Source organism: Planococcus salinarum, from assembly GCF_007004625.1.
In the GTDB taxonomy this organism is placed as follows: domain Bacteria; phylum Bacillota; class Bacilli; order Bacillales_A; family Planococcaceae; genus Planococcus; species Planococcus salinarum.
Window position 1 is genome coordinate 20,474 of record NZ_VIFV01000013.1, and the last position, 13,317, is coordinate 33,790.

The 13,317-nt window shown below is 48.1% G+C and carries 14 protein-coding genes; 8 read left to right on the top strand and 6 right to left on the bottom strand.

Annotation, left to right across the window (positions count from 1 at the left end; translation table 11 throughout):
- Window positions 1–90: 90 nt before the first annotated feature.
- From pxpB to DIJ65_RS09235, 7 genes are all read left to right on the top strand, one after another.
- On the top strand, window positions 91–789 hold the full coding sequence (gene pxpB, locus DIJ65_RS09205; RefSeq protein ID WP_071152230.1) for a 5-oxoprolinase subunit PxpB: 699 nt from the start codon (window positions 91–93) through the stop codon (window positions 787–789).
- Window positions 773–1,738, top strand: coding sequence for a 5-oxoprolinase subunit C family protein (locus tag DIJ65_RS09210; RefSeq protein WP_117301315.1), 966 nt, complete (start codon window positions 773–775; stop codon window positions 1,736–1,738). The genes pxpB and DIJ65_RS09210 overlap by 17 nt, the downstream gene beginning before the upstream one ends.
- Entirely contained in the window at window positions 1,735–2,505 is a 771-nt protein-coding gene (locus DIJ65_RS09215; RefSeq protein ID WP_117301317.1) for a LamB/YcsF family protein, read from the top strand. The genes DIJ65_RS09210 and DIJ65_RS09215 overlap by 4 nt, the downstream gene beginning before the upstream one ends.
- Before the next feature lie 50 nt (window positions 2,506–2,555).
- A complete protein-coding gene (locus DIJ65_RS09220; protein WP_230321356.1) occupies window positions 2,556–4,382 on the top strand; it encodes a sensor histidine kinase in 1,827 nt (608 codons plus the stop codon).
- Between the two features lie 5 nt (window positions 4,383–4,387).
- Window positions 4,388–5,023, top strand: a complete 636-nt coding sequence (locus DIJ65_RS09225) for a response regulator (RefSeq protein ID WP_117301319.1) — start codon at window positions 4,388–4,390, stop codon at window positions 5,021–5,023.
- Window positions 5,024–5,179: 156 nt separating this feature from the next.
- On the top strand, window positions 5,180–6,634 hold the full coding sequence (locus DIJ65_RS09230) for a S8 family serine peptidase (RefSeq protein WP_117301321.1): 1,455 nt from the start codon (window positions 5,180–5,182) through the stop codon (window positions 6,632–6,634).
- A gap of 174 nt (window positions 6,635–6,808) precedes the next feature.
- Window positions 6,809–9,265 carry a S8 family serine peptidase gene (locus DIJ65_RS09235; protein ID WP_117301323.1) on the top strand — a complete coding sequence of 819 codons (2,457 nt, stop codon included), beginning with the start codon at window positions 6,809–6,811 and terminating at the stop codon, window positions 9,263–9,265.
- Window positions 9,266–9,354: 89 nt separating this feature from the next.
- On the opposite strand, the gene DIJ65_RS09240 is transcribed toward DIJ65_RS09235, so the two are convergent.
- The 5 genes from DIJ65_RS09240 to DIJ65_RS09260 form a co-directional block, all read right to left on the bottom strand.
- A complete protein-coding gene (locus DIJ65_RS09240; protein ID WP_117301324.1) occupies window positions 9,355–9,972 on the bottom strand; it encodes an NUDIX hydrolase in 618 nt (205 codons plus the stop codon).
- A gap of 39 nt (window positions 9,973–10,011) precedes the next feature.
- Window positions 10,012–10,785: a hypothetical protein gene (locus DIJ65_RS09245; RefSeq protein WP_117301326.1), complete on the bottom strand. Its 774-nt coding sequence runs from the start codon at window positions 10,783–10,785 to the stop codon at window positions 10,012–10,014.
- A gap of 14 nt (window positions 10,786–10,799) precedes the next feature.
- Window positions 10,800–11,351 (bottom strand): hypothetical protein, encoded by a 552-nt coding sequence (locus DIJ65_RS09250; protein ID WP_117301328.1) that lies wholly within the window; start codon window positions 11,349–11,351, stop codon window positions 10,800–10,802.
- 124 nt (window positions 11,352–11,475) lie between these two features.
- Window positions 11,476–11,979 carry an SRPBCC family protein gene (locus DIJ65_RS09255; RefSeq protein ID WP_117301420.1) on the bottom strand — a complete coding sequence of 168 codons (504 nt, stop codon included), beginning with the start codon at window positions 11,977–11,979 and terminating at the stop codon, window positions 11,476–11,478.
- 137 nt (window positions 11,980–12,116) lie between these two features.
- Window positions 12,117–12,467: a PilZ domain-containing protein gene (locus DIJ65_RS09260; RefSeq protein WP_117301330.1), complete on the bottom strand. Its 351-nt coding sequence runs from the start codon at window positions 12,465–12,467 to the stop codon at window positions 12,117–12,119.
- Window positions 12,468–12,663: 196 nt separating this feature from the next.
- Here DIJ65_RS09260 and DIJ65_RS16400 point away from each other — a divergent pair, with 196 nt between their 5' ends.
- Window positions 12,664–12,852 (top strand): hypothetical protein, encoded by a 189-nt coding sequence (locus tag DIJ65_RS16400; RefSeq protein WP_221930618.1) that lies wholly within the window; start codon window positions 12,664–12,666, stop codon window positions 12,850–12,852.
- A gap of 23 nt (window positions 12,853–12,875) precedes the next feature.
- On the opposite strand, the gene DIJ65_RS09265 is transcribed toward DIJ65_RS16400, so the two are convergent.
- Window positions 12,876–13,313, bottom strand: a complete 438-nt coding sequence (locus DIJ65_RS09265; protein ID WP_117301332.1) for a YaaR family protein — start codon at window positions 13,311–13,313, stop codon at window positions 12,876–12,878.
- Between the last annotated feature and the right edge of the window lie 4 nt (window positions 13,314–13,317).

The following is a 13,317-nucleotide window of genomic DNA, read 5'->3' on the forward strand; positions in this document are numbered from 1 at the left end:
CCAATATTACCTTCGCTCCCCTTCCGTCCTCCTCCTTAAAGCTCTATACTTAGAAAATAATCAGATTAATCAAGAAACAGGAGGGTCTTCATGGATTATTCTTTTTCTCCGCTCGGTGACCAGGCAATCGTCATTGAAGTCGGTACCGCAATAAATGAACATACGCAAAAAGAGATACTTGCGATATCTTCATTTCTCGAAGCGAATAGCCCGCAATGGATGACTGAATTTATTCCCGCGTTCACGACGGTTTCAATCTTTTACAACCCATTGCACATCTCATATGGCGAAGTGAAATCGGGATTAACCGCTTTGCTGAAAGAAGCTTCCGAAATCACGCCTTCACCGCCCCGCACCATCGAAATCCCTGTATGCTACGGCGGCGATTATGGACCGGACCTTGAATTTGTGGCGCAGCACAATGGCTTAAGCACGGAAGAAGTGATAGCGATTCATACCGGGACAAGCTATACCGTCCACATGATCGGCTTTGCGCCCGGATTTCCATATCTCGGCGGCATGTCCGAAAAAATCGCAGCGCCGCGCAGACAATCTCCGCGCGTCAGCATTCCCGAGCGAAGTGTCGGAATCGCCGGGAACCAGACCGGCGTTTACCCCATTTCCACACCAGGCGGCTGGCAACTGATTGGCCGCACACCGACTCGGCTGTTTTTGCCGGAAAAAGAAATTCCGAGCCTGCTGCGGGCGGGAGACACTATTGTTTTTCGCCGAATTACAGCTGAGGAATATCAAACTTTGGAGGAAATAGAAAATGCTGACCATACATAAAAGCGGTATGCAGACAACCGTACAGGATTTTGGACGAACAGGCTTCCAGAAATATGGTGTGGTGGGATCCGGTGCGATGGATCCCTATGCCCTGCGCATTGCCAACCTGCTCGTAGGCAATAAAGAAAATGCTGCGGCACTGGAAATAACTTTAATGGGACCTTCCATTCATTTTGATGAAGACCACGTCATCTCGATTTGCGGAGGCAATCTCACCCCTCAATTGGACGGCAAAGTTGTGGGATGCTGGCGGGCGATTCCTGTAACAAAAGGACAAACACTGACGTTTGGTAAGCCTCGGTCCGGCAGCCGTTGCTACGTGGCGGTTGCAGGCGGAATTGATGTTCCGGCAGTAATGGGAAGCCGCTCCACATACGCACGGGCAGAGCTTGGCGGATATGAAGGACGCGCTTTGGATTCCGGCGACCAACTGGCAATCGGTGAAGCAAGCGCCGCTCAGAAATCAGCAGCTCATAATGGTTCCTGGTTTGTACCTGCACCTTCCTATTCGCCCAACCCGGTGATCCGGATAACGAAAGGCCGACAGTTCGAATTGTTTTCCGAACAGAGCCGAAAAGACTTTTTATCAGAAACTTTTTCTGTAAATTCCCAATCGGACCGCATGGGCTACCGGCTCGATGGGCTACGCTTGGCACTTGCAGAAGCGCAGGAAATGATATCTGAGGCCGTGGTCTTCGGTTCCATCCAGGTACCAGCAGATGGCAATCCAATTATCCTGATGGCCGACCGCCAGACAGTCGGCGGATACCCGAAGATAGCAGAAGCCATCACGGTGGATCTTCCGCTCATCAGCCAGCTGAAGCCGGGAGACCGCCTGCGATTCACTGAAGTCAGCGTTGAAGAAGCCCAGCGTTTGCTGAAGCTTCAGGAACATACGATAAATTGCTTGAAAAATGCGATCCGTTTAAAAAGGAGGGATATGAAATGACCTATAAAGTCGATTTGAACTGCGATATGGGAGAGGGCTACGGTGTTTATAAACTGGGGCAGGACGAAGATATCCTCGATTACGTAAGTTCGGCCAACATCGCCTGCGGCTTTCATGCCGGTGATCCGGGAACGATGCGCAGAACCGTACGGATGGCATTGGAAAAAGAAGTTGCCATCGGTGCCCACCCCGGCTTTCAGGATCTCCCGGGCTTCGGCAGGCGCAACCTGCAACTGTCAGCAATGGAAATTTATGAACTCGTTGTCTATCAGATTGGTGCCCTGTCAGCGTTTGTCAATGCGGAAGGCGGCATTCTGCAGCATGTCAAAGCCCATGGCGCTTTATATAATATGGCCGCCAAAGATCCCGTTTATGCAGAAGCGATTGCAGAAGCTGTTTACGACGTGAATCCCGCATTGATCCTGTTCGGTCTCGCTGGAAGCGAACTGATCACCGCAGGTCATGATATCGGTTTGCGAACGGCAAGTGAAGCCTTTTCTGACCGTAATTATCAGGGAGACGGCTCTCTTACGCCCCGCTCTGATGTCGATGCGCTCATAACAGATACGGACGAAGCCATCGCGCGCGTGGAACAGATGGTCCGTGCCAACAAAGTTCTGACAACCCAGGGAACAGAGGCTGAATTGAAAGCAGATACCATCTGCATTCACGGAGACGGGGAAAATGCCCTGGCGTTTGCCGAAAAAATATCCAAGTCTCTGCTGGACTCCGGCATCCAAATTGTTAAGGTTTCAGAAATTGTATAGATATTTTTTTCACAGTATCCAAAATATTCTTCCGGGCAGGTGAGACAAGCTTGAAACAGATATCCACCAGGCATCACAGCGCTCAACTATTCATGATGGCCGTATCCTTAATTGGCTGGTCGCTGGCAGTGTTCGCACTGCTTCAGTTGCCGGCTATTGAAAAACCGTTTGAATTGTTATTCCTTCTGACTTTCATTTTCATCTGTGAACATTATCCGATGCCTTTCAGGAAAGGGAATTCCTCCCTCACCTTCCCGATTGTATTCCTTACATACCTTATTTATGGAATCGAGATTACAATCATCCTTTATTTTCTCGGGGTGCTTTTGACCACATGGATCAACCGCAGGCCATTGCGGATTATTTTCTTCAATCCTGCCCAGCTCGTTTTGAGTTTGACCGGAGCCCACCTGTTCCAGAGTACATTCCTGCCTTTGTTAAGTGCTCCGGAAATGTGGAAGAACTTTATATCTCTATTTGTTTTTATCGCCATCTTCTACGTGTTAAATAATTTCATGGTCGATACTGTTCTTTTTCTCCGTCCGGAAAAATACACAGTGGACATTTGGATAGAAAAAGGAAAAGGGGAACTTTTCAGTTTCGGCATATCATTGGTATACGGTTTTCTCCTGTATTACCTGGGTGGTCAAAATCGGGGAGAAGTGGACATTTTTTCTTACTTCTTCTTCCTCTCCCCTTTGATCTTTCTGGCATTCATCAGTTCGACCATTTTGCGTCTGCGTGCTGATAAGCAGCGGTTGAAGGCATTGTTCCATTTTTCTTCCGAATTGAACAAATCCATTCCGACAAAGGAATGGGATCGTGATATCAAATTGCTGTTGAGTGATGTGGTTTTTTATGAAGAAAGCTTTTTGTTCACCAAAGATGATCAGGACAATTGGAAACTGGCATTTTCGGAAGGAAGCGGCACGAATTTGCACGAAGCCCTCGAAAAAGAGGACTTCTCAAAACTGGAGAAAATCCGCACCACCCAAGTGTTTAATAAACAGGATCTTGATCTGGCCCCGTTATCCGGCTGCTTTGACAAGAACATGCAGGCAGCCGTGTACGCACCGCTGATACTGGACAATGAATTGATCGGCTGCCTGATCCTGACAAAGATCCGCACCAACAGTTTTGTCGTGGAAGATGTCCATTCCATTTCAACGATTTCAAACCAATTGGCTATTTTCCTGAAAACCCAATTGCTGTTCACTGAAAAAGAACAACGGATTTTGCTGGAAGAACGCAACCGCATTGCGCACGATATCCATGATGGCATTGCCCAGACTCTGGCTGGGGCCGTCATGAAATTTGACAGCGCCGCCCGGAGAATCCCTTCTCACCCGCAAGAGGCCCTGCGGATGATCAATAGCAGCAATGATACATTGCGGGAGGGCCTGAAAGAAATCAGGGATTCGATCTATGCCCTTCGCCCCCACCCCACCGAAAACCTCAGTTTGGATTTGGCAATCCAAAAAAAGGTCGACGATTTGAAGAAGGACGGACACAACGGCCTGGCGATTTCTTTTGAACGGCGGGGCGCTCAGACGCGGTTAAGTTTATTGACGGAAAAAGTCATTTATTCCATCACCCAGGAAAGTATGCAGAACTGCATCAAACACGCGCAGGCTACTTCACTGAATATTTTATTGAGCTATCAAAAAGAACAGATTTTTCTCAAAATCAAAGATGACGGCGTCGGCTTCTCTTTGTACGAAGCAATGACCACCGCTATGAAGGAACCTCATTACGGGATACTGCAAATGAATGAAGACGCAGCAAAAGTTGGAGCAACACTCCAGATTGAAAGTAGCGAAACCAACGGCACAGAAATTATCGTCAGAATACCGAAAATGGGATTTGAAGGGGGATGAAAGGAATGATTCAAGTATTGCTGGTGGATGACCACGCCATTTTACGGGACGGCTTAAAAACATTAATTGCGCAGGAAGAAGATATGGAAGTGATGGGAGAAGCGACCGGCAGTGATCAGTTGATCGCAATGCTGCCTGGAGTTAAGCCGGATATCATCATGATGGATATTAATATGCAGCAAATGAACGGCATAGAACTGACCCGGTGGGTGAAAAATAATTATTCCTCCATTAAAGTCATTGTATTGACCATGTACAATAACGATGAATATTTTATGGCAGCCATCCGGGAAGGTGCCGACGGCTATTTGCTGAAGGATTCCCCATCCAAAGATGTTATCGATGCCATCCGCACCGTTGCAGGAGGTGAATCGGTTATTCCACAGGCCATGACCAAAAAACTGTTATCGATGCATAAACAGGAAAACAATGAGGACGACAAATCATTGACGCCGCGTGAAATGGAAGTTTTATTGGCACTTGTCGAAGGGCTGTCCAATAAGGATATCGGTTCCCGCCTTTATATCAGCGACAAGACCGTAAAAATCCATGTCAGTAATATTTTCAGGAAGTTTGATGTCAAAAGCCGTTCACAGGCGATTATTTTTGCCGTGCAAAATAATTTGGTTCCGTTGGGATGACTCATTTTAAAAAAGGCGCAGCCCCTTACTACTTAAGTAGTAGAGGCTTACGCCTTTTTGTGTAGGAAAAGATACGTCTCGGGATGAATGGCGCTGACACGCAATAAATGAAATTATTATAAGAAGAAATATTCTGAAAATACAAGGAGGATTTACATGAAAAGATTATTCATCGTTCTCAGCACCCTTTGTTTAGCACTCGGCCTTGCCTTCAACCCTTTTTCGTCAACGCAAAAATCTTCGGCTAATACAGAAGGCGCAGTTATTGATTCGAAATTGCAGGGTTTATTGCAGGACCGCCTGACCCCGATTGAAGTCATCATTACGTTCAAAGACAGCGGAGACCCGGATGCCGGCAGCCTTCAATTGCTTGAAAGCCTGGGCATCACAAATGCGGTCCTGTTCCAAAGCCTGCCGATTGCCGGGGCATTGCTGACGCCGGCACAGATTGACAAATTAGCGGATTCGCAAGACGTTCTTTCCATCTATTACAATGCGCCGCTTCAATACGAAAACGAATCCTCCACTTCTTTGACCGGCGTTGATCAGGTCCGTGAGGATGCAGATTTCCAGGCTGCCAATGGCGGTTTGCCGATCACCGGTGAGAACATCGGGGTTGTCGTAAACGACAGCGGTGTCGATGGCACTCACAAGGATCATGAGCTGGGTAAAAACCTTGTCCAGAACGTCATGGCCAATATCAACTTGAACAGCACAATCGGCTTGGCTCCAGTTGCTTACCTGGAGAATGTGCCCAATACGGACTCCACTTCCGGGCATGGCACGCACGTTACCGGAATCGTCGGCGGCACCGGCGCGATGTCCGGTGGAAAATACGAAGGCGTTGCTCCGGGCGCGAACCTGATCGGCTACGGTTCAGGAGCAGCCATTGCCATTATGGATACAATCGGCGGATTCGACTATGCCCTGACCCACCAAACTGAATACAATATTCGGGTCATCACGAATTCATGGGGCGACACCAGCGATTCCGATACGGACTTCGATCCGCACCACCCGATCAATATCGCCACCAAAAAATTATATGACCGTGGAATCACCACAGTTTTCTCTGCAGGAAATGCAGGTCCCGGGGCCTCCACGATTTCCGGGAATTACAAAAAAGCACCGTGGGTCGTAACAGTCGCAGCCGGTAATTCTGCAATGGAGCTGGCCGATTTCTCTTCACGCGGTGTTGAAGGAAAAGGCGGCACCGTGGTAATCGACGGTGACACTTTCATCTGGTCAGACCGCCCGACCATCACGGCACCAGGAGTAGATATCGTGTCTACGCGTGTGTTCACGCCGCTATCAGCCTTGAGCCTTGAAACAGACGCTTCCGGTATTTCACCAGCGCACTTGCCTTATTACACAACGTTCAGCGGAACCTCGATGGCTGCACCGCATGCTGCGGGCATCATCGCTTTGATGCTTGAAGTGGATCCGGCTCTTTCTCCCGCTGAAATAAAAGACCTACTGCAACAGACGGCCACACCAATGCCAGACTACGGAACATCGGAAGTTGGCGCGGGATACGTAAATGCTTATGAAGCAATCACAGCGATCAAAGCAGACAATCTTGCTGCAACGAAAAAAGCTTCAAAAAAATAAGTTTTGACAGCCCCCTCTTCCAGGGGGCTGTTTTTTTCCCTTAAGCCCTTGGTAGTATCCTCAAATAGGTCCTTCGCCAGCCCAAAATACGCCCTTTGCGTAATAGGCAGTTGAAAGGATAAAGATGATAATTAAATTATATTTTCAAACTATTTCGAAAAGGAGAATGATGAAATGAAAAAGGTATTGTTAATTATCACTATGCTCTTCCTGGTCTTCCCGGCTTTTTCTACCGTTAATGCAAACACTTCGGTATCAAGCACTTCTGCAGCGGTGGACGAAAAAGTCTGGTCCGCTCTGGATGAAGCCGGAGCCGCCCAGGTCATCGTCACATTCCGGGGAGATCAAAAACCCACCGAGACTCAGCTTTCACTGCTGGAAGGGTTAGGAATTGAATCCGCCATCAGTATGCAGAGTCTCCCGATGGTGGGCGCTCTCGCAAGCAGGCAACAGATTGAAGAACTTGTAAAAAACGACGAAGTCCAATCCGTCTACCTTAACGAAAAACTGGAATACTTCAACTCCGATGCCAACCTGATCACCGGTGTCGATAAAGCCCAGCAGGACGATTCGTTCAGAAAACAGAACGGTGGATTGCCACTGTCCGGTAACGGTATTGGCGTGGTAGTCAACGACAGCGGTGTCGATGGTACCCACAAAGATCACGAATTTGGCCGAAACCTTGTCCAGAACGTTTTAGGATCAACAAATCTTCAAAGCATCACCGGCATTCTACCTGTTTCCTATACTGAAAATGTTGTGAACACCGACACCAATTCCGGACACGGTACGCACGTTGCAGGAACTGTCGGCGGAACCGGCGCATTGTCCGGCGGCAAATACGAAGGTGCCGCTCCCGGAGCTGATCTGATCGGTTACGGTTCAGGGGGTGCACTGTTCGTTCTTGACGGCATCGGCGGATTCGATTATGCCGTTACGCATCAGAACGAATACAATATCCGTGTCATTACAAACTCGTGGGGCTCTTCCGGAGACTTTGATCCGAATCACCCGATTAACCTGGCGAGCAAGAAAGCTTATGACCGTGGAATTGTTGTTTTATTCGCAGCCGGCAATGAAGGGCCTGGCGAAAACACGCACAATCCATATGCCAAAGCTCCTTGGGTCATTTCTGTTGGAGCCGGTGAAAAAGACGGCACCCTTGCCGGCTTCTCTTCCCGCGGAACAAAAGATGTTGGAGGAACATTCGAGCTTCAAGGCAAGACCTGGACCTGGGCAGACGAGCCTTCTGTTGTAGCTCCGGGTGTCGACATCATTTCGACCAGAACAGTTTCACCACTTACGGCCTTAGCGGCGGATGCGGATGCGGCAACCATTGAGCCCGCGTATCTTCCGTATTATACGACGATGAGCGGAACTTCCATGGCGACACCGCATGTGGCCGGAATCACCGCACTGCTTCTCGAAGCAGATCCAACTCTTTCTCCTGATGAAGTAAAAACAGTTCTTCAGCAAACGGCGACAAATATGCCCGGCTATGAAACCTGGGAAGTCGGCGCGGGTTACGTTAACGCTTACGCAGCTATAGACTCCGTAATGAACAATCAAACCTATGGCGAAACGCTGAACAGTGAAAAAGAATTCAATGCCAATGTATCTGAACAAACTACAAAAGAAGAGTTTTCAGTAGAATATATCGCTTCTGTAAGTTCCCAGCATACATTTACAGTGGCCGAAGGCGTTTCAACAGTATCAGCAAAAGCGAATGCTGCCGGTCTGCTCGAAGCGACAGGCAACCCCGTGAACCTGGTGTTGATCTCGCCGGACGGCACTGAATACAGTTCAGGAATCAGCCTGCTATTCGCTACCACTTATGACCGTACAGTTATCGTAAACAACCCGCAGGCCGGTGAGTGGAAAGCTGAAGTACGCGGCCTGAGCGGCAATGAACTGAATCCGGTCGGACTGGCTTTGCCGGAGACAGTCCAAGGCACTCTGTCATTCAGCAAAGTAAATGAAATAACAGGCTTAAGCGATATTTCCGGCCATGATGCAGAACCTGCCATCGCAATGGGCATCAAAAACCGCCTGTTCGATTCCAATTCAAAAGGCCAGTTCAGACCGGATGAAAAATTGACGCGTGCAGACCTTGCCACTTATTTGGTAATGGGTGCTGAGATCCGACAAAGCCTTCCTGCAACACCAAGCTTTACCGATACAGACTCTGCCGTTATTCCTTATGCTGAAGCAGTTACAGCCAAGGGAGCAGCATTCCGTGATTACGGACAAGTCTCCGCCGGCGTCATGAAAACCAATGACAACGGAACATTCAATCCGAAAGGCAGCGTGACAAAAGCAGAACTCGCTTATTCCTTGGTGCAAAGCCTTGGATTGCAAAAGCAGGCTGAAGAATTCACAGGCACTGTCACTGTCCAATACAAAGATGAGCGCGTTGCCATCAAAGACCAGGACAGTATCCCTGCAGACTTGAAACCTTATGTGCAGTTGGCACTGGATCTGAACATCCTTAACGCCGAATTCTCAGTCACACAAGGCAAATATGATCTGACACCGACAGTTGAGGCTGTCTTCAATCCTGGTGAACAAGTTCTGCGCGGTGATTTTGCGGTAGCATTCAGCCGCCAGTACGAAGCATTCTTCTCAAATTAATCGGAAATCCCGCATCCCTGCCTGAATCGGCTGGTCTGCGGGATTTCTATTTTCCATTACAATCATATAGTGCTGAGCGGTTCTTTGTTTCAGCCTAATTCCTTTCGAATCCCCTTCACTGTCTGCTCCAAATAAGACTGCCCATGCGGGACGAGATCCCCCAATGTGATGCTTCTCTGTGAAGGCGTTTTCGCCGCGGCAAGTTCTCCAGCGCTTTCAATCTTTTCCAGTGAGCCTGTGCATAAATTATAAAAGTCCTGAAAATCGAACTTGAACATGCCCGCCACTTCTTCCTGCTGAAATTTATAAGCATCATCCAGCTTTTCTTCCGTTACATACAAAAAGACATGGCATCTTTCATTATCCAAAAAATTTTGCACCGCGAGCTGGTCTTTAATGATACCGAGGGGGGTCAGCTCTTCAAACTTCACATCGATACCCAGTTCTTCTTCGATTTCCCTAACCCCATCCTTAACGCATTCATGTGCAAGGATATGCCCGGCAGCGCTGATATCAAGCAGATTGGGGAAATCCTTTTTGTCGGGGCTGCGCAATTGCAGGTGTATATAAGGGGTACCGTCCTCGATTTCCACGATCCAGCAATGGAAAGTCTCGTGCCATAAACCTTTTGTATGTATTTCTTCGCGCGTCGCAGTTCCGATCGGCGTGCCATCTTTCTCACAGGCCATAATCATTTCTTCATCCATTTGTCCATCCCTCTTTTCTCCCCAGAAACGGAAAAGGCCTCAGGGTACAGAGGATTCTCCGAGGCTCTTGAAGTATTCCAGTGATTCTTTTAAAAACGTTTTGTCATAACCGGTCTTTTGGTGGAGCCTTTCCACCCACTCCTCAATCATTGCAAGCGGCGGATCTTCAACAAGTCCCTGGCTGGTACTTAAAAAACTTTTCCAGTCAAAGAATTCCCAGTGCGCAGTTTCATTTTCCCACGGCAACCGCACTTCCAACAACGGTTTCGGATATACGTGGCTCTGTGAAAAATCCGCCGCTGCAAGGAACTCCCCCATCGATACAGAATCTGCCGAGTAGATTTGCGTTGAAAATTTGCCGTTCGGCCGATGATAAACCACTTTGAATGCACCTTTTTCCGGAAGCACCTGCACTTCTGCACCCGGAAAAAAGCCTGCTAATTTTTCATTCGTATAAGCTTTATCATCACCATCAATCAAAATCGGCTGCAGCCACTGATCTCCCAAATCACATAAGAACCTGCGGCCCATGCGATCAACAGCAATGACTGCGGCATGATCATCCCCTGTCCCAAGCTCGCTGCCGATCGGGTAAGCTTTAACCCCGGCTTCTTTAAATTCATCCAATAACCAGATGGCCAAATCAAAGCAATTCCCTGTGACGCCGAATTCCGCGCGGTGCTGTTTCATCGTCTCAACATCTCTTTGTTTCCGGTTCCCCTGTGTCGAATAGAGCCACGCCTTCGTCAGCGTTTCCATCGGAAAATCATCGAATTTACGCCATACCGCCAGTATCTCCTTTGATGCCTTCATCTCTTCCACCCACCCTATTTGACTGTCTTTCTTTTCCGGTAAACTGCAAAAGCGATTATCGCGAATACAATAAATCCTGCCAGCGGAAACAACCATCCGTTGCTTTTGAGCAAATCCACTTCCTCTGTCGGCGGCTGCCCTTCTCCCAGGAGCGGCAAATCTCCCTGCGCCTGGCTGAGAGTGGCCGTCCGGTCACAAATGATGGTCGACAAAGAATTCAGTCCGTAGCTGTTCGATTTCACCGCATAGACCAGGTATTCCTGCCCCATATTGAAATCGAAGCCGCAATCACCGCCGCCTTGCCCGGTAGTGATCTTCACCTGCGATTGTTCAATCCCTTTCCAGATCCTGCCGACTTGAAAAATTACCGTTTTGGAAGGTACGGACAATAAAGACGGTTCCTCTTCGATAGAAATCACTTTACCGCTGAACACAGCATCGGAGCGTTTCAACTCTTCCGCAACACCCGGAGGTTGCTCACAGGAACAGGCACTGGCAGCAGTTGGCCAGGCCACAGCCCCCGCAATCATTACAGCAATCATCATAAACAGCAGCACATTTTTCACAGCAAACCGTCCTCTCCGGCAAATTGCAGCCTCTTTGTTCAATTAGTAGCAATGCCTTCGAAAAAGTTTCACCAAAAAACTGCCGCAATGAAATTCAGCGCGACAGCTGCTGCGATTTAGCTATTCACTTACTGTCCATTGCTCTTACTTCGCCGGTTTCCACTAATTGCTTCAACCCTTCAAACATCTTGTCCCACCCTGCTTCTGACTGTTCGCTGTACTCCTTCATTGCGCTCTCGATGTCCTCAGGGCCCCAGCTCTCTTCATGAGGCACAATAATCTCCTGTTTGAACGTCATTTCACATGCTCTTCCAACCGGCGAAACCCAAACGATGATCTGGTCCTGCAGGTCGTTGAATTGAGGCATTTCAAAAGTGAATCCCAGCCGGTGAGGCGCGTCGATTTCCAAATACTCCCCCGTCGCCCGATATTCCTCGCCTTCCCTCCGGTCAACAATTTCCCATTTCCCGCCCACTCGCAGGTCATTTCTCGCAACCTCATTCGTGGCTTCCGTCGTGAACAGCCATTTTTTCATAAGCTCCGGCTTGGTCCAGGCTTTGAAGACATCATTCGAGTTCGCATTAATCCTTCGCGCCATGGTCAGAACAATTGTCGCTGTCTTCTTCATTTTTACGCTCCTCTCTGAATAAATTAACGAAATATTCTTAAATTTTATTTTAACATACATCCTTTGCAACTTTTCAGATATAAAAAAAAGCTGACGCCGCGAAATTTTCGCGGCGTCAGCTTCCTCTACAATAATGCTCAATCGGCGTAGGAACCTTTTCTTTGGCGGATCTGATAATAATTAAGGTGTTTGAATAATACAGATGACGTCTCCTGATCGATTGTAAAGCCGACCCCGTACTCGACTCTGTCATTTCTCGTCGATTTCCGGACAATCGCCCCTTCAATCAAAAAGGAACTATCCAGTATTTCAAAGCTGCATTCCAGTCTTTCGCCCATTGGAATATTCACCGGTGAAGAGAAACGCATTCCATTCACACTGATGTTTTCAATGTGAATGGACATCGGTGCTTCGCCGAGACGGGTTATTTTGCCATTGACCGATTCATGAAAAATTACACGGAAAAACTCACGTCGATTTTCGCTCATTTCCTTCTCCCCTTAGTGTTCTCTCTTTTTTTATAAAGATACTGTTATTAACTCCAGATAAGTTGAACTAAAGAAATAGCATAAATATGCCGCTTCGTCGCTTTGGACAGTGCTCCCGCAGTAAGCCGAGAAGAACACTCGTCTTATTGCCTCGCTCCGTCCTGCGGCGCTCCTTCGCTGGGATTCACTTCCAGATATGGAGCAAAACAGCGAAGAGTTGGCCGAAGCCTGCGAGGACAACTCTTTGCGACGAAGCAGCGAAGCGATGCAGGAGCACCGGTTTGAGCCCCCGGCAGTCGGCACCGCGACGTCCTGTCGCGCCGACTGCATGACCCACATCCTGTGGGCCCGCAAGCGAGCTGTTTTGCGTAATATCGATTATTAATTCAACCTATACAGACAAAGCCTTTACATGTATAAATTAATCAGCAAGCCTTTAATTTCTCCGATTGACTGGAGAGTATCCAAGCCTTCCCTTTCATTATTTAACACTTCGTCCTGAAGTTCAATCAATTTTTTGTCAATGACTTCCACAATTTGATGATTTTTCATGCCGCCACCGGGAGAAAAGCTTTGTTTATCCGATAATTGCAGGCCAAAACTCAGGGCTTCTCTCATAAATTCTTTTACAAGATTTTTGTATTCCCGCAAATTTTCAAATGTCCGCTGCTCCCCGAGCTTTTCGCCTTGTGCGTCCACCCGGCTCATCAATTGATGCAAAGCATCAAGCTGTAATTTCGACTGGGATTTCTTCATGACGCTGGCAAATGAATCGATGGACTTGTTTTCCATTGCATTTTTCTGAATCCGGTCACCCGGAATTTTTGTCTGGCTTTCGATGCGCATCGCT

Excerpts from the sequence above, each read along its gene's own strand:
- DIJ65_RS09265 (WP_117301332.1), bottom strand. The coding sequence starts at position 13,313 with ATGCGCATCGAAAGCCAGACAAAAATTCCGGGTGACCGGATTCAGAAA.
- DIJ65_RS09260 (WP_117301330.1), bottom strand. The coding sequence starts at position 12,467 with ATGAGCGAAAATCGACGTGAGTTTTTCCGTGTAATTTTTCATGAATCG.
- DIJ65_RS09240 (WP_117301324.1), bottom strand. The coding sequence starts at position 9,972 with ATGGATGAAGAAATGATTATGGCCTGTGAGAAAGATGGCACGCCGATC.
- DIJ65_RS16400 (WP_221930618.1), top strand. The coding sequence starts at position 12,664 with ATGGAGCAAAACAGCGAAGAGTTGGCCGAAGCCTGCGAGGACAACTCT.
- pxpB (WP_071152230.1), top strand. The coding sequence starts at position 91 with ATGGATTATTCTTTTTCTCCGCTCGGTGACCAGGCAATCGTCATTGAA.
- DIJ65_RS09215 (WP_117301317.1), top strand. The coding sequence starts at position 1,735 with ATGACCTATAAAGTCGATTTGAACTGCGATATGGGAGAGGGCTACGGT.
- DIJ65_RS09255 (WP_117301420.1), bottom strand. The coding sequence starts at position 11,979 with ATGAAGAAGACAGCGACAATTGTTCTGACCATGGCGCGAAGGATTAAT.
- DIJ65_RS09235 (WP_117301323.1), top strand. The coding sequence starts at position 6,809 with ATGAAAAAGGTATTGTTAATTATCACTATGCTCTTCCTGGTCTTCCCG.
- DIJ65_RS09210 (WP_117301315.1), top strand. The coding sequence starts at position 773 with ATGCTGACCATACATAAAAGCGGTATGCAGACAACCGTACAGGATTTT.
- DIJ65_RS09225 (WP_117301319.1), top strand. The coding sequence starts at position 4,388 with ATGATTCAAGTATTGCTGGTGGATGACCACGCCATTTTACGGGACGGC.
- DIJ65_RS09245 (WP_117301326.1), bottom strand. The coding sequence starts at position 10,785 with ATGAAGGCATCAAAGGAGATACTGGCGGTATGGCGTAAATTCGATGAT.
- DIJ65_RS09230 (WP_117301321.1), top strand. The coding sequence starts at position 5,180 with ATGAAAAGATTATTCATCGTTCTCAGCACCCTTTGTTTAGCACTCGGC.